We start from the raw sequence: 15,663 nt of genomic DNA on the forward strand, positions 1-15,663 counted from the left end.
CGGTTCCGAGCCGGCCTGACGACCCGGCCGTGACGACCCCTATGAGTTCCGAGGCCGAACCGTTCCCGACGAGTCACGTCTCCGCGTTGGCGTTCCTGGACGCATCCCGAGCCGACTCGTTCGTCTCACCTGCCGAATCTCGGGACGAGTCGGACCCGTCCGGTGAGTCGTCGTCCGGTATCCGGCGCGGCAGGAACGTCGAGACGACGAGCAAGAGCAACACGACCAGTAGGAGCACCAGCAGCGTCGCGCGCTGGGCGTCGAACATCGCGGTCTCGAAGACCCGTTCGAGCAATCGCCGCTGGGCGGGCGCCAGTCGACCCAGGAACTGCTGTTGGGTGGCTTCGGTCGCCGTCTCGGCCGCGTCTTCGAGGGCTATCACCAGGTCGGCCCGTCGGTCGGCCGAGACGGTCGCGTCTTCGGCTCGGAGCACCCCGTCGACGACGCCTCCGTAGAACCGACCCAGGAAATACGAGCCGACCACGGCCGTCCCCAGGGAGAACCCGATCGAGCTGCTCACGTTCAGGACCCCGGAGGCCTCGGGGGAGTCGGCGGTCGGGACGGCCGACATCGTCATGTTCCCGATCTGAGCCACGACGAGCCCGACGCCCGCGCCGTAGAGCGCGACCGGGAGGGCCATGCGTCCGATCGTCTGGTCGGGGCCCGTCTGCTCGTACAGCAGTCCCAGTCCGAGACCCATGCAGACGATGCCGACCTGGATCAGCGTCCTCGGCGAGACGTACGCCCGCCAGTCGGCCGTGAAGGTAGCGAAGAGGATCGACGCGACGGAGTACGGGAGCAACGCGACGCCGGTCTCGAAGGCGCTGTACCCCAGCACCGCCTGGAGGTAGACGGGGAAGACGAATCCGAACCCGGCCGAGACGATCGAGCGAACGTTGTACGTGACGACGCCCGCCAGGAACGGGCGGTTCGTCAGGACGCGCAGCGGAACGAGCGGCGCGCGCCCGGCGCGTTCCAGTCGGCGCTCGTACTGGACGAACGCGGCGAACGCGAGGAGCCCGGCGCCGAGGAGCCAGACCGCCGGCGACGTGCCCAGCGGGTTGAACTGCACGCCGCCGACCGAAAACGGGCGCCGTTCGACGACCCACCCGTACTTCCCGCTGAGGAGGAACCCGGTGACGAGCGCCGTCGAACCGACGATGGCCAGCGCCGTCCCGCCTCTGTCGAGCGAACCGCGCGTCTCCGACAGCGGCTCGGGGCTCACGTATCGAACGAAGACGAGACTCGTCGCCACACCGACGAGCTGGAGCGCGAACCCCCACCGCCAGCTCGCGTACGTGGTCAGCACGCCGCCGATGATCGGCCCGAGCGTGGATCCGGCCCCGTGTACGCCGGCGAGGAGTCCGAACGCCTTCGCGCGGTCGGTGTCCTCGTAGCTCGCCGTCAGCACGGTGAACGTCAGCGGGAACAACACGGCGGCAGCGCCGCCTTCGACGAGCGACCAGCCGACGTAGAGGACCGTCGTGTTCCAGCTGATCGCCGCCACGACCGTCCCGGCGGCGTAGACGACCAAGGCGACCGCCATCACGCGCCTGCTGCCGTACCGAGACGGCAGCGTCCCGGCCGGGAGGATCAGCGCGGCGATCACCAGCGAGTAGAGGGCGACCGCCCCCTGGATCGCGGTGACCGTGGTATCGAACTCGGCCACCATCGTGGGGATCGCGACGTTCATCAGCGACGCGTTGATGACCACGATGAACGTCGTCAGACTCACGGCGACTGCCGGGCCCCAGTATCTCGCTCGCGCCCCGACTCTCTCGGGGAGACGGGAGGGGTCGTCGGACGCGGGATCGTTGGGGGGCGGATCGTTAGGGGGCATCCAGTGCGCACCCACTGCGGCCCTCAGCCGGTGCGGACTTAGTTACCGAGCGGCAAACGCGGCGTTCGGTCCTGCGATGCGAGGCGGCCGCGCGCTCCCGACACCGTCGCTCGCGTTCGACTCCTGAACGACGTAGCGGTAGCCGACCATCGAGTCGAGCAAGCTGTCGACGGGCGCGCGGTCGTCGCGCAACACCGGTACGTCGTCGGTTCGGGGCGGGTCGGCGTAATCCTCGATCGCGTCGGAGAGGTCGATACCGATGTCCCGTCGGTCGTTGCGGTCGCGCAGTTGCGCCTCCGAGATCCGGGCGTCGGACTTCGTCGCGACGATCTCGATGTTCTGGACGATGCCCGCGCCGCCGGTCGGGAAGCTGTACGTCTGGGGGAACACCCGGTCGACGGTCGCGTACTGCGCGCGGTAGAACTCCGAGGCGGGACCGCTCGCGGCCGAGATCACGTTCGCGAACAGGATCCCGTCGTCGTCGAGCCGGTCGCTCGCCAGACCCACGAACTCCCGCGTCGTCAGCTCGAAGGGCACCTTGTCCTTCTGGTAGGCGTCGAGGACGACGAGGTCGTACGTGCGGTTCGTCTCCCGCAGGAACTGGCGACCGCCCCGGTTGTAGACGTTCAGCCGCTCGGACTCGCGCACGCCGAAGTACTCCTCGGCGGCCGCGATCACGTCGGGGTCGATCTCGGCGACGTCGACGGTCACGTCGTAGTCGTTCGCGAAGCGTTTCGGGCCGGTGAAGCCGCCGCCGCCGACGAACAGCACCCGGTCGATCTCGTCGGGGTCGTCGGCGAACAGGAAGGGCAGGTGGAAGTAGCGGGTGTACTCGAAGACGTGTCGGTTCGGGTTGGAGAGATCCATCGCGCTGTGGGGCTGGCCGCCGAGGTACAGCGTCCGGGTGTCGCCCAGGTCGACCACCTGTAGCTCCTGGTAGGGCGTCTGGGTCTGGTGGACGACCTCGCCCTGGACGGTGTAGCCGGCGGCGCCCGTGGCGGCCGAGGCGACGAGCAACAGGGCGACGAACCCGGTGAGCGTCGCGCGCCGGCGGCCGACCGGGCGGCTGACCGCCAGCGCCGCCAGTATCGAGAGCCCGCCGAACACGAGCGCGATCGCGTCGATCCCCAGCGAGGGGATCAGGAAGTACGTGGTCGCGAACGCGCCGACGATGCTGCCGACGGTGCCGAGCATGTAGACGTGGCCGGAGGCCTCGCCGACGCCCTCCTTCGCCGATAGCTCGGCGGCGTAGGGGCTGATGTAGCCCAGCATGTACGTCGGCGGGCCGAACAGGATCGTCACTGCCGGGAGCGAGGCGACCCGGCTCGGCAGTGGGAACCCCGCGGCCGCGCGCAACAGCAGGTCGCCGGCGAACACCAGCACGGCGACGTACGCGGCGGTGAGGAGGAACACGCTCGCCATCCGCCCGTTCGTCGCCCGCTCGGCGGCCTGTTTGCCGCCGCGGTGGTAGCCGTAGCTGAGCGCCGCGAGGAAGACGCCGATGATGGTGCCCCAGGTGTAGATGCTGCTCCCGAACTGCGGCGCGATCATCCGACCGGCGAGAATCTCCAGCCCCATGCTCGCGACGCCGGAGACGAACACCGCCGTCTCCGGCTTGCTCAGTCGGAGCGACTCCAGCGAGCGAGTCGAACCCATTGTCGGTGGCAAGGGCCGAAGCGGGATAACTGTTCGACAGCGACCGCGGGACGGTCCGAGCGCTCCGCCTCCGTCTCAGCGGGCGCGGAACGACCGGATCGTGTCGCGCTTGACCTCGCGCCGCTCGACCTGCTCGAAGCCCAGGTCCCCGAAGACCTCGTTCCAGTCGCGATAGTACAGCGGGAACTCGTCGCGGACGAAGTTCACGTCGGGGTCCTCCTCGCGCTCCTCGCGCTCGGCGTCGGCGGCGGCGTCCTCGATCTCGGCGGTCACGAGCGCGTCGCCCGCGATCCGGGCGATCTCCGCGAACACCCACTCGGCGTCCGGGTGGATGTGCTGGAGCGTCTCGACGGAGTAGACGGCGTCGAAGGCGTCGTCGTCCAACTCCTCGACGACGTCCTCGATCGCCTCGGCGTAGAAGGTACCCGAGTCCCACAGGTCGGGGTACTGGTCGGCCATCACGTCGAAGGCGTCGGGGTTGAGTTCGACCCCGTGGAGGTCGGTAAAGCCGTCGTCGAACAGGTGCGAGAGGTGACGCCCGGAGCTACAGCCCAGCTCCAGCACCGACGCGTCGCGGCCGACGCGACCGCGAAGGATCTCGCGGACCGTCTCGCTCGTCTCGTCGGGGCCGTAGTGGGCGTAGTACGCCGGCGAGTACTCGCCGGTGCGGTCGGCCCACTGGCGCCGAACGTCGTGAGAATCCACACTGTGACGGCGGGCGCCAACCGTATAGTCCCGTCGGGCCGGCCCCGACACCAGAGCGGTCCCCGGTGGCCTCCGACGGCGAGAACTGCGGATCCCGTCGGCAACCGTCCCCGAACTGCCGGATCGGTCACCGATCCGAGACGAAATGTTGTATGTGGACGTTCGTGTTCCCAAATGCGCTTTAGAAAAAATTCGTTTTCTAAATTCTATTTTTTGCGGACGAATGCGGAATACTTATCCGTGAACCGGGCATCCGTTTATTCGCAATGGCAAACGGTAAGGTCGACTTCTTCAACGACACTGGCGGTTACGGTTTCATCGACACCGAGGACTCTGACGACGACGTTTTCTTCCACATGGAGGACGTTGGCGGTGAGGATCTGACGGAAGGTACCGAGATCGACTTCGAGATCGAAGACGCCCCGAAGGGCCCGCGCGCGACGAACGTCGTCCGCGCCTAACTGAGGTTCGTACCGTCGCCTGACGGCGACCAAACATCTCGATTCTACCGACGACTTCACCGGCGAGCGACCGCGCTCGTCGGACCGGTCCGCGCTCCCGTCCCGGAGCGACGTGTTTCTTTACCGGTCGGTCTCTCGAGGGGGTATGAGCAGCGACGGGGGCGATCCGCCCGACGACACCCGCGAGCGAGTACGCTTCTACCTGCTCGACCACCGGACCCCGCTCGGGAAGTTCGTCGATATCGGGCTGCTCGCGCTGAATCTGGTGTTCATCGGCGTCTTCGTCGCCCAGACCTACCCCGTAGATTCGGCGACGCGGGCGCGCCTCTGGGACCTGGAGGTCGCTATCGCGGGCGTGTTCGTCGTCGAGTACGTCCTCCGGCTCTACGGCGCCCGCGACCGACTCTCGGAGGTCACCAACCCCTACACGGTCGTCGACCTGCTGTCGGTGCTCCCGACCGTCCTCGTGATCCTCTATCCGGTCCCGGCGGTCGTGTTGAACGTGGGATTCCTGCGCGTCCTCCGGGTGATCCGTGTACTGCGGTTCTACCGGTTCACCCGCGACGAGGACTTCTTCTTCGGGTCGGTCTCGGGCGGTGCGCTCCGGGCGATCAAGCTCCTGTTGACGGTGCTGGTCGTCCTGTTCGTCTCGGCGGGGCTGTTCTACACCGTCGAACACCGCGCGAACCCGAACGTCGAGCACTTCGGCGACGCCTTCTACTACGTGGTCGTCACGCTCTCGACGGTCGGCTTCGGCGACATCGTTCCGGTGACGCGAGCGGGCCGATGGGTCACCGTCACGAGCGTCCTCGCGGCGATCATCGTCATCCCCTGGCAGGCGAGCAAGATCGTTCGCGCGTGGACTAGCGACGACAAAGTGCCGACGACCTGCCCCGACTGCGGCCTCACCGGTCACGACCCCGACGCCTCCCACTGCAAGGCCTGCGGCCACGTCGTCTATCAGGAGTACGAGTCCGACGAGTGACGACCCGGCGGACGGATGTGGGAACACTGCCCCACACGCGGCCGCACGCTGATACCTGGTTGTATCTCGTAACCCGGTTCGGTCCGTCCAACGGGGTTCCACGTCCGATAGCTGATACTTATCCGGATACGGTACGACGGTCCAGACGAGATGACCGACGCTTCGAGCGGTTCCGACGGAAGCGACGAGGAACGAACGGCTGCGGACGGCGGCGAGGCGGTGGCCGTCGAGCGGTCGCCGCTGACCGAGTTCACGCCGGAGGTCGCCGCGAATCGCGACCCCGACCACGACGTGGCGCCGGTGTTCGTCAACCGGTGGTCGCCGCGGGCGATGACGGGCGAGACCGTCGCCGACGAGGACCTGCGGGCGCTGTTCGAGGCCGCGCGGTGGGCGCCCTCGTCGCGCAACAACCAGCACTGGCGATTCCTGTACGCCGAGCGCGACGACGAGATGTGGGAGACGTACCTCGACCTGCTGGCCGAGGGCAACCGGGCGTGGGCGGTCGACGCGGGCGCGCTGCTGGTCGTCGTGTCGAAGACGACCTTCGACTACAACGGCGAGCCGGCCGGCAGCCACTCGTTCGACACGGGCGCGGCGTGGCAGAACCTCGCGCTGGAGGCCACGCGCCGTGGGCTGGCGACCCACCCGATCGGCGGCTTCGACCACGAAGCCGCCCGGGAGCGACTGGACGTCCCGGAGGAGTTCGACGTCGAGGCGATGGTCGCGGTCGGCCACCGCGCCGACCCCGAGACGCTGTCCGAAGACCTCCGCGAACGGGAGGTCCCCAACGGCCGTAAGCCCCTCGAAGAGATCACCCACGAGGGCAGTTTCGACGCCGACGGCGACTGACAGCGTTCGGTGACGGTCGCGGTCGGGCCCTCGGCGAAGGCCCGGTACTCAGTCGGCGCTCACTTCGGTCCCGCACTCGGGGCAGACGAGGTCGAACCCCTCGTCGGCGGGGACCGCCCGGACGTTCTCCTGGTCGCACTCCGGACAGGGCTGGGGGATCCGCACGTCCTCGCTGTCACGCGGTGCGCCCATCGCGAACGCCAGGAGCTCGCCGTCGCCGTCGTTCCTGCCGGACTGGAACTCGCCGGGCGCGAAGCGGACGGCCTCGCCCGACCCGACGGTGACCGGGTCGCCGGTCGTCTCGAAGACGGCCTCACCTTCGACGACGACGAACACCTCCTCCTGGTCCATGTGGGCGTGCAGCGCTTCGGAGAACCGCTCGCCGGGTTCCAACCGGTAGCGGTTGACCGCGAAGTCCGTCGTCCCGAGCGGGTCCGAGAGCCCTCGGCGATCGATGTCGCTGCCCATCGTCGTCGGCTCGACGTCGTCGATGTCGACTCGTTGCACGATCGGCGATTGGGACCGACGTCGCAAAAACGGTCGGGGAACAGCGATCCGGACCCGCACCCGCCGGGGCTCAGTCCCCACGCGCCGAGAACGGGTTCGGGAACGGTCGGGCGGCCTCGACGGTCTCCGAGACCTGCGTGACGACGAGGGCGAGGCCGACGCAGCCGCCGACGGTCGCGAGGACGAACGGGACGGCGAAGCCGAACCCGACGAGGATACCCGAGAACAGCGTCCCGAAGGCGACGCCGAGGCCGAAGCCCATCGTCAGGACCGACAGCGTCGAGCCGGAGGTCCCCTCACCGGCGAGGTCTCCCGCGAGCGCCAGCGACGGCGCGAACACCGCGGCGACCGCGACCCCCTGCAGGAAGCGGACGACGACCATCGCCGTCGACGAGTCGACGAACCCCTGGGCGAACGTCGTCGGGAGCAGCAGGACGAACCCCGCCACGAGGAACGGGCGCCGCCCGTAGCGGTCGCTCAGTCGTCCAAGCGGCACCTGGAAGACGACGTTGGCGAGGACGGTCGCGCCGAACTGCACCGAGAAGAGGAACGTGCCCTGGTCGAGGCGGGTGTTGATCGTGTTCGCCAGCGGCGCGTAGATGGCGATCGACAGCGCCATCACGACCGTCGCGACCCCGAGCGCGAAGACCGGGTCGAGCCCGCCGTCGGACGAACGGACGCGGATCGCGATATCCTCGGCGGCCTCGCCGCTGGTGCGTTCGGGGTCGTGGATCAGTAGAGCGACGAGCAGGAAACTGACCGTCGCGCCGGCGACGGCGACGAGGAAGGCGGCGTCGAACCCCGAGACCGTCACGCCGCCGACGGTGTAGGGCCCGGCGGCGACGACGCCGCCGGCGACCAGCGGGCCGATCCCGAACCCGAGCAGCCGGAAAGTGTTGAACAGGCCGAAGTTACTCCCGCGCTCGTCCTCGTCGGAGAGTTCGTTGACCAGCGCGACGGTGACGGGGATGTTACAGGCGGCGCCGACCCCCTGCAGCGCCCGCATCGCCATGATCGCCCGGTAGTCGGTGAAGAAGACGTAGCCGGCGCTGCCGACGGCGACGAGGGTCAGGCCGACCAGCAGGAACACGCGGCGGCGGCCGGTCCGGTCCGAGAGCGACCCCGTGAACGGCTGGCCGAAGCTGTTGAGGAAGCCAAAGAGCGAGAGGACGACGCCGATCAGCAACTCGGTCGTGACGGTGAACGTGACGCCGCCGACGGTCGTCGTCGTGCCGACGACCGACGGAAGCGCGACGAGTTCGCTCCCGATGTACAGCGGGAGCACGACCACCAGGAAGGAGTTCGCCAGCGCGTTGACCATTCTGGCGAGCGCGAGCGCGAGGATCCGCCCGTCGACGTCGAACTCCATCACCGCGTTCCAAGGAACGGACCGCTATCAGTCTGTTCACCGAGGCGCAGCCGCCATCGGGTGCGTGGCCGCCCGGTATCGGCGGCGTCGGTCAGTCGCCGGATCCCTCGCGGGCCGCTCGAATGTGCTCGCGGGCCTCCTCGGGAGTCATCCCGCGGACGTCACAGGCACACGACAGCAACTCGGGGTCGGTCAGCTCGTCGACTTGCTCGACGGCCTCGCGATTCAGCGCGTCGGCGTCGGGGTCGTACTCGAAGGTGACGCGGTGAGAGACCTGCGTGACGCCCTCGATGCGGTGGTCCTCGTCGGGGTCGGGGTTCGCGATGGCCTCGGCGTGTTCCGCTCGCATCGTCTCCTTCCACTCGTCGAGGGTCGCCTCCGGGTCGCGCTCGTCGCTCATGTCTCGGGAATACCGGGGACGGGGGAAAAGTCCGACGGGCCCCGGTCGCGGGGGACGGGCGCTCGTCCGCGGCCGACGAGCGCGCTCGGGGCTACAGCTGCAGTCGGCGGACGGTCGTGCCCGACGACTCCACGTCGGCGGCGCCGGCGGCGACGATCACCTGGTTCTCGCCGCGCTCGATGCCGACGGTCGTCTCGAACTCGGTCCCGTCGGGTTCGAGGACGACGCCCTCGACGGGCGTCTTGACGGCGACGCGCTCGCCGGTCGTCTCGCCGGAGACGACCAACTGGTCGCCGCGGAACTCCGTGTCCACCCGGAGCGCGGGGCTTCGGTCGGGTTCGTGGAGCCGTTCGTCGCGGTAGCGCTCGCGGACGACGGCGGGCGTCTCGACGGGTTCGCCGGCGCTGACGCCGTGCGCCAGGCGGACGTACTGGGCCATCGACCACGCCAGCGGCGTCGCCGAGCCGGTCCCCTCGCCGAACACCCAGTCGTAGTCGGTGGCGTGCTCGCGGTCCCACACCTGTTCGGCGATCATCCGCCCGGAGTTGGCGAACTCCTGCATCGCGCGCAGACAGTCCGCCGGGGAGAGGTCGGGCTCGTCCAGCTGCAGCTCGTACTCGCCGCGCTCGCCGGTCAGTAGCGGCCAGAGCCGGCCCTTGCCCTTGTGTTCGACCGACCACGGACCGCCCACGTCGCCGCGCTCGCGCTCGCCGTAGCCGTCGCCGTTGTAGCGATAGAACCCCGCCGCCGAGCCGGCGTCGACCCTGATCGTGTCGTCGACCTCGGCGACGGAGTTGCGGACCACCTCGTCGTCGGCCTGTTTGATACCCAATCTGACCAGATCGAGGAAGCCGCCGTCGATGATGTCCCGTTCGTCCAGGGTCGGGCCGGCGTTGGCGAGCGTCCGCAGGTGGCCGGCCTCGGGGTCGCCGTCGCGGGTCACGCGGACGTAGTAGGGCGTCTCGTCGTGGCGCTCGGTCCCGGTCTCGGTGGCGGTCCAGTCTTCGACGTTGTTGACCCACTGGTCGGCCAGCGCCGTCCAGACGAGGGCGTCTGCCTCGTGACCGGTGTCGACCGCGAGCTTGCCGGCGCAGGCCAGCCCGGCGATCTCGGCGGCGATCGAGGAGGGCGAGTAGCCCGATTCCTCCTCCCAGCGCTCCTGTGCGCTCTCGGGGCCGTTGCGGGCGACGTAGTCGGCCGAGCGGCGGACCTGTTCGTAGTCGTAGTCGACCTCGTCGAAGTCGAGGCCGCGCTCGGCGAGGTGGTAGGCCATCACCGCCGGGTAGGAGATGTTGTCCATCTGCTCGCCGCCCCAGCGGGTGATGCCGTTGACGTAGGTGTTCTGCGGGATGAAGCCGTCCTCGTCCTGCTGGTACTCGTAGATGTACGCCAGCTGTTCGGCGGCCACCTCCAGCTCGCCGACGGTCTCGAAGACGGTGAACACCTGGTAGAGGTCCCGCGACCAGACGAAGTTGTAGCCGTAGCCCTTCGGTTCGTCGGCCGAGACGGCCTCGCCCCACGGGACCGACGGCGAGGCGATGGAGGCGCCGGCGTAGGTCTTGTCCTCGACGGCGTAGAGGCTCATCAGAGCGGTGCGATACTGGGCCGCCAGATCGCGGTCGTCGGCGACCGAGTCGGGCAGCGAGCGGTCGGCGAGGAAGTCCGCCCAGGTGTCGGTGTACTCGGCGCGAACGGTCTCGAAGCCGCGGTCGAGGGCGCCGTCGGCCTCGCCCAGCGCGGCGGCGGTGTCGGCGGCGCGGGCGAACCCGAGCGCGAGTTCCGAGTCGACGGCGGCGCCGGTGCCCAGGCGGCCGACGAGGACGACGCTCTGGTTGTCGACAGTGTCGAGCGGTTCGGGACGGACGCCCTCGGCGAACAGCGCGCGCAGCGGCTCGCTGCCGGCGGCGCCGACTGTCGCCCACTCGAAGCGGTCGCGGGCGGCCATCGCCATCGCGACGGAGTAGCCTTCGCCGTCCTCGTCGACGAGGAACGGCTCCTCGGTCTCGCCGGTGTAGGCGGTCGGATCGCGGGCGACGAGGTGGTGGGCGCCTTCCTCGCCGAGGCGCAGGCCGCGGTCGGCCGCGGCGCTGTTGACCAGCGCCGTGTCGGCGACGGCGAACACCTCGTAGTCGCCGTCGTCGTCGTCGGCCGAGAACTGGACGTCCGCGAGCACCGCGTCGTGTTCGGGGTCGGTCGCGTACTCGACGGTCAACTCCCACCGGTGGCCCCGGCCGTCCCCGGCCTCGGTGAAGACGTGCCGGAACAGCAGGGCGTCGTCCGACGCGGGTTCGACCCGTCGCTCGACCGTGTCGTCGCTGACGCGCGACTCGTTGTGCGTCCGGATGGTGTAGTCGTCGTCCGCCCGGTCGTTGACCAGAAAGTCGAGCGTCCGGAGGTTCATCAGGTCGACCTGCGGGAACCGCACCTCCGTCATCGCGCCCTCGGTGAGCGTGAACCACACTCGCGAGGGGTCGGCGGCGTCGTGGTCGGCCGCGGTGCCGAGCCCGTACTTCTCGCCGGTCGTCCAGCGCATCCGGTCGGTCGGACCCTCGATATCGGACGTACGAGCCGGCAGCGCCGCCTCGGCGTCGAGCAGCGCGGTCGTGCGCAGCCGGAGCGCGTGCGACCAGCCCAGCGGCGCCGCGCAGTCGAGATCCCCGTCGTCGAACGCCTGCTCGGCGAGGTAGCCGGCGTCGGTCGTCAGCGGGCCGTCCTCGCCCAGCAGCTCGTAGAGGTCCGCCGCGCGGTCGAGGTACGCGTCGCCCTGCCGACCGCGCTCGTTCAGGAGGACCCCGACTTCGGCGGCGGCGACGGCGCCCATCCCCGTCGTCGCCGACCACACCTTCTCGCGGTCCTGGTCGGCGGTCCGCCAGTCGTCGCCCTCGTAGCGGACCAGGCCCGCCAGCTCGCTCTCGGGGGGGTTGCGGAACAGGCCGTCCAGCGTCGTCACGACGTGCTCGGCCACCCGCTCCAGCCGGTCGTCGTCGAGCGTGGTCTCCGGGACCGCGTCGTAGGCCGCGACCGCTTCCGCGAGCGACAGCGTCGCCGCGTCGAGCCGGCCGTCGGGCTCGCCGTCGACCAGCCGCATCGGATACGCGCCCCGCTCGGCGTCGTAGACCTCGTCGAGCCCGTCGAACACCGCCTCGGCGGCCGCCAGCGCCCGGTCGGCGAGCTGGCGGCCGACCGGCGCTCGCGCGACCGCCGCGAACGCCTGGACGTACGTCGCCGCGGTGTGGGTGAACCGCCCGGTTGCGTCCTCCCAGACGTTCTGGCAGGGTGCGGGCAGCCCGTCGTCGCCGACGGTCCGTGTGAGTGCGTCGACGGCCTCTGCGACGGTCTCGCGGACCGAGACGGTCAGGTCGTCGTCGAGGACGGCCCGGCGCTCGCGGAGCAGCGTCGCGAGGAAGGCCACGGCGGAGGCGGTCTGGTCGGCCTGGTACTCGACGGCGTCGTCGTCGCGCTCGACGTTCGCGTTGGCCCAGCCGGGCGCGAGCGAGCCGTCGACCGCCCAGACGCGGTGGGGCCAGGTGCCGTCGGGCAGCTGGGCGTCGCAGTGGAAGCGGGCGGCCCGCTCGACGAGTCCGCCGACCGGGAGGTCGAGACGGTCGCCCGCGGCGAGGACGTGGCGGGCGACCTCGGCGTCGTCGCGGAACCAGACGTAGCCGTAGCCGCCCGAGTTGGTGTGGAACGGGTCGAACTCCGGGGCAGCGATCCGCGCGCCGGTCGGCCCTTCGAGCAGGTCCGCGACTCGCAGGTCCGACCGCACTAGGTCCGACCGCGGCGTCGACTCGGGCACGTCGACGGTCGTCCGGTCGCGAGCCGCCGCACGGAGTTCGTCGGCGCTCGCGTGGCCGCCCGCACAGGCGCGCAAGTCCGCGAGCGCCCCGCCCCTGTCTACCTCGCGGTGGTCCGACAGCTGGGTGACCAGCGTCGTCCGGTTGCTCCGCCCCTCCCGTTCGAGCGGGGCGGTCACGACGAAGTCGCCGGTCATCCGCGTCTGGTCGCGGGCGCGTTCGCCCTCGCCGCGCGGGAAGTCGACCGGGTCGTCGTCGACGATCTCCGCGAAGCGCTCGGGTCGCTGGCCCCGGACCCCGCTGATACCCGTCGAGGCCGTCAGGTAGTCGTGTTCCGTCCGATGGAAGACCTCCAGCACGCTCGATCCGGTGGGGCCACTATCTTCGTGGACCAGCGCGCCGACACCGGCTTCCTCGCCCTCGGGCGCCATCGTGAGGAAGCCGACCAGCTGGGCGTCCTGCGGGACGGCCCCGCGCAGTTCGACGTGCGTGACGTGGGCTCGTCCGAGCGTCAGGTCGTACTGGTGGACCGTGAACGAGCCCGCGTCGTACTCGGTCTCGACCAGCCGCGTGTCGCGATAGTAGTGCTGGCGGATGGTCTCCAGATCGGCGAACCAGTGGGTCCCCCGCTGGGTCCGAACCCCCAGCTTCGAACGGTCGATCCCGTGTAACCCCGAGAGCGGCGCGGAGTAGTCGCGCAGCGACCCGTTCGGGTCCACGTGGACCAGCCGGTCGCCGTGGCCGGAGAAGGCGCCGGTGACCGTCCTCGTCTCTTCCGGGAAGCGCTCGCCGCGTGCTCGTTTGTACTCGTCGAGCGCCGTCGTCAGCCGCATACCGTCACCACGCCCGTTCCGTATATAAATCCCGCCTCGCCCGCAGGCGTTGCCACGCGGTCACACCGAGCACGGATCGACGGACCGCAACGCCGCGAACGACCCGCGAGCGCGCCTCGACGGCGCGCGACCGGTCCGGCCGTCAGCGTCTCGTTCCCGACGGGGCCGCCGGCAGGACGGCGACGCTGTCGACCCGGAGCCCCTCGACCGTCGCGACGGACTCGCCGGTCAGCAGATCCGTCGCGCTCGAAGCGGCGTCGACTGCCACCGTCGCCGGCTCCGCGCCGAAGTTCAGGACGACGACGACGGCGTCGTCCGATTCGCCGCCCTCGCGGCGGAACGCGACCACGCGGTCGTCCCACCCCTCGCGAACGTCGTACTCGACCCGTTCGAGGTCGGCCGCGGTCGCCAGCGCGGGCCGCTCGCCCCGGAGCGCGGTCAGCCGGCGGACGTGCTCGCGCAGCGACTCGTCGGCGTGGGCCCAGGCGAGGTCGTCGCGTTTGCCCCGCTGGCCGAACTCCTGGCCCGCGTAGACCATCGGCGCGCCGGGCAGCGTGAAGAGCGCGCCCAGCGCCGCCTCGGCTTCGGGTCGTCCGCACTCGACGAGATAGCGCGTCTCGTCGTGGTTCTCGGCGTAGAGCATGAACCCGGCGTGGTCGGGAAAGCCCGATCGGGCGCGGTCCTCGACGGCGTCGAGGACGGCCTCGGCCGGCTCGCCGTTGCCCACCCGCCGGAGCGCGGCGTAGGTCGTCGAGTCGAAGTGGACGTCGAACAGCCCCGCCTGGAAGTCGGGGATGTAGGGGATGGTCTCGTCGAGCAGCAGGAACTCGCTGTCGCGGGCCTTCAGCCGGTCGTGAACCTCCCGCCAGAAGGCGTTGGGGACCGCCCACGCCATGTCGCAGCGGAAGCCGTCGACCAGCGGCGCCCACTCGTCGACCGCGTCGAGCAGGTGCCGGCGCACCGGGAGATGCGAGAAGTCGAAGTTGGCGATCAGCTCCCAGTCGAAGTACGTCTCCGGCTCGCCCGGGCCGCGCCACTCGTACCACTCGCGATACTCGCTGTCCGGGTCCGAAACCGCCGCCTGGTAGTAGGGGTGAGCCCGCGCGGAGTGGTTGCAGACCAGGTCGAACAGCACGCGCATGCCGCGGTCGTGAGCGGCGTCGATCAGTCGTTCGTACTCCTCGCGGGTCCCCAGGTCCGCGGCGAGCGAGAAGAAGTCGGTCACGTTGTAGCCGTGGGGCGCGTCGTCGGTCGAAAGCACCGGCGTCAGCCACAGCGTGTCGACGCCGAGCCCCTCGATGTAGTCCAGCCGCTCGCGGATGGCGTCGAAGACCCCGCCCGCCGTCGCGGCGTCGCTGCCCTGTCCGGGGAACGTCCGCACGTAGATCTCGTAGATGACCGAATCCTCGGCCCACGCCGGCGGGTCGTAGGGGCGCTGGATGGTGACGTCCCCTCCGTCGAGCCGGATATTGACCGCGTCGGGGACGCTGTACCCGTGGCGGCCCACCGCGACGGCGTGGACCCTGGCGCGGTCGGAGACGGCGTCGAGCGGGATCGTCACCGTGCCGTCCGCGATCCGGGCGTCCTCGCGGTCGAGGTCGTCCCGGTCGTCGAACAGGACGGCCACGTCCAGGTCGGCGGCCGTCTCGGCGCCGTCGGGGTGGGGCCGCGGGTCGGCCTCGACGACGACGTCGTCGCCCGCGACCGTCGCCGAGAGCGAGAGTCGCGGTCGGCCGCCTCCGTCGGGGTCGGCTGGCGTTCCGTCGGTCTCGTCCGTCCGTCCGGAGCCGTCACCGGCGTCGCCGCTCGCGCCGGCGGCGGCCTCGTCGGCGGTGGTCTCGGTCGCGCCCGACCGGGGATACGACGGGGCCTCCGACGCGGGCGCGAGCCCGCCGGGGAACGCGCGGACGGTCAGTTCGTGACGGCCGTCGGGCGCGTCGAGCGCGACGACGTAGCGACCTGGCTCGTCGGGGTTGAAATACTCGACCGGTTCGTCGCCCAGCGTCGCCGTCGAACCGGCGGGCGCGGCCGCGACCGTCCAGGCGTAGGTCGCCGCCGGATCCGGATCGCGCGGCGCGAGTTCGACCTCGTCGCCGACGGCCACGAATCGCGGCGGTCCCGGGTGGTGCATGCCCCCACCTGCGCGCGTCTCCGCCTTCGGGTTTGCGGTGTGCGCCAATTCGGCGGTCGGGCGCGCAGTCACGCTCGCGGGCGTCCCGTGCCCGGACCGCGAGTCCCGAGGACCGGCGACGCGAACAGTTAAG

General features: G+C 70.4%; 11 protein-coding genes. 3 read left to right on the plus strand and 8 right to left on the minus strand.

What is annotated here, in order from left to right; all coding sequences use genetic code 11:
• Positions 1–73: 73 nt before the first annotated feature.
• The 3 genes from I7X12_RS17515 to I7X12_RS17525 form a co-directional block, all read right to left on the minus strand.
• Positions 74–1,735 (minus strand): MFS transporter, encoded by a 1,662-nt coding sequence (locus I7X12_RS17515; RefSeq protein WP_198061310.1) that lies wholly within the window; start codon positions 1,733–1,735, stop codon positions 74–76.
• A 147-nt stretch (positions 1,736–1,882) separates the two neighbouring features.
• Entirely contained in the window at positions 1,883–3,496 is a 1,614-nt protein-coding gene (locus tag I7X12_RS17520; protein ID WP_198061311.1) for a spermidine synthase, read from the minus strand.
• 75 nt (positions 3,497–3,571) lie between these two features.
• The gene (locus I7X12_RS17525) at positions 3,572–4,201 is read right to left on the minus strand and encodes a class I SAM-dependent methyltransferase (protein ID WP_198061312.1); all 630 of its coding nucleotides are present in this window, start codon (positions 4,199–4,201) and stop codon (positions 3,572–3,574) included.
• Positions 4,202–4,467: 266 nt separating this feature from the next.
• On the opposite strand from I7X12_RS17525, the gene I7X12_RS17530 reads away from it, so the two are divergent.
• The 3 genes from I7X12_RS17530 (at position 4,468) to I7X12_RS17540 (ending at position 6,496) form a co-directional block, all read left to right on the plus strand.
• Positions 4,468–4,662: a cold-shock protein gene (locus tag I7X12_RS17530; protein ID WP_006883975.1), complete on the plus strand. Its 195-nt coding sequence runs from the start codon at positions 4,468–4,470 to the stop codon at positions 4,660–4,662.
• A gap of 145 nt (positions 4,663–4,807) precedes the next feature.
• Positions 4,808–5,647, plus strand: coding sequence for an ion transporter (locus I7X12_RS17535; protein ID WP_198061313.1), 840 nt, complete (start codon positions 4,808–4,810; stop codon positions 5,645–5,647).
• A gap of 150 nt (positions 5,648–5,797) precedes the next feature.
• Positions 5,798–6,496: a nitroreductase family protein gene (locus tag I7X12_RS17540; RefSeq protein ID WP_198061314.1), complete on the plus strand. Its 699-nt coding sequence runs from the start codon at positions 5,798–5,800 to the stop codon at positions 6,494–6,496.
• A gap of 48 nt (positions 6,497–6,544) precedes the next feature.
• Here the strand turns inward: I7X12_RS17540 and I7X12_RS17545 are convergent, their stop codons facing one another.
• From I7X12_RS17545 to malA, 5 genes are all read right to left on the minus strand, one after another.
• Positions 6,545–7,003 carry a cupin domain-containing protein gene (locus tag I7X12_RS17545; protein ID WP_198061315.1) on the minus strand — a complete coding sequence of 153 codons (459 nt, stop codon included), beginning with the start codon at positions 7,001–7,003 and terminating at the stop codon, positions 6,545–6,547.
• A gap of 70 nt (positions 7,004–7,073) precedes the next feature.
• A complete protein-coding gene (locus tag I7X12_RS17550) occupies positions 7,074–8,372 on the minus strand; it encodes an MFS transporter (protein ID WP_198061316.1) in 1,299 nt (432 codons plus the stop codon).
• 91 nt (positions 8,373–8,463) lie between these two features.
• Positions 8,464–8,772 carry a hypothetical protein gene (locus tag I7X12_RS17555; RefSeq protein ID WP_198061317.1) on the minus strand — a complete coding sequence of 103 codons (309 nt, stop codon included), beginning with the start codon at positions 8,770–8,772 and terminating at the stop codon, positions 8,464–8,466.
• A gap of 91 nt (positions 8,773–8,863) precedes the next feature.
• The gene (locus I7X12_RS17560; protein ID WP_198061318.1) at positions 8,864–13,399 is read right to left on the minus strand and encodes a glycoside hydrolase family 15 protein; all 4,536 of its coding nucleotides are present in this window, start codon (positions 13,397–13,399) and stop codon (positions 8,864–8,866) included.
• A gap of 142 nt (positions 13,400–13,541) precedes the next feature.
• Complete coding sequence (malA, locus tag I7X12_RS17565; protein ID WP_198061319.1) at positions 13,542–15,530, minus strand: alpha-amylase MalA; 1,989 nt, start codon at positions 15,528–15,530, stop codon at positions 13,542–13,544.
• Between the last annotated feature and the right edge of the window lie 133 nt (positions 15,531–15,663).

It is taken from the genome of Halosimplex litoreum, from assembly GCF_016065055.1.
Classification (GTDB): Archaea; Halobacteriota; Halobacteria; order Halobacteriales; family Haloarculaceae; genus Halosimplex; species Halosimplex litoreum.

Bases quoted from the DNA above. Each gene is read 5' to 3' on its own strand.
- I7X12_RS17540 (WP_198061314.1), top strand. From the start codon at position 5,798: ATGACCGACGCTTCGAGCGGTTCCGACGGAAGCGACGAGGAACGAACG.
- I7X12_RS17555 (WP_198061317.1), bottom strand. From the start codon at position 8,772: ATGAGCGACGAGCGCGACCCGGAGGCGACCCTCGACGAGTGGAAGGAG.
- I7X12_RS17560 (WP_198061318.1), bottom strand. From the start codon at position 13,399: ATGCGGCTGACGACGGCGCTCGACGAGTACAAACGAGCACGCGGCGAG.
- I7X12_RS17550 (WP_198061316.1), bottom strand. From the start codon at position 8,372: ATGGAGTTCGACGTCGACGGGCGGATCCTCGCGCTCGCGCTCGCCAGA.
- I7X12_RS17530 (WP_006883975.1), top strand. From the start codon at position 4,468: ATGGCAAACGGTAAGGTCGACTTCTTCAACGACACTGGCGGTTACGGT.
- I7X12_RS17535 (WP_198061313.1), top strand. From the start codon at position 4,808: ATGAGCAGCGACGGGGGCGATCCGCCCGACGACACCCGCGAGCGAGTA.
- malA (WP_198061319.1), bottom strand. From the start codon at position 15,530: ATGCACCACCCGGGACCGCCGCGATTCGTGGCCGTCGGCGACGAGGTC.
- I7X12_RS17520 (WP_198061311.1), bottom strand. From the start codon at position 3,496: ATGGGTTCGACTCGCTCGCTGGAGTCGCTCCGACTGAGCAAGCCGGAG.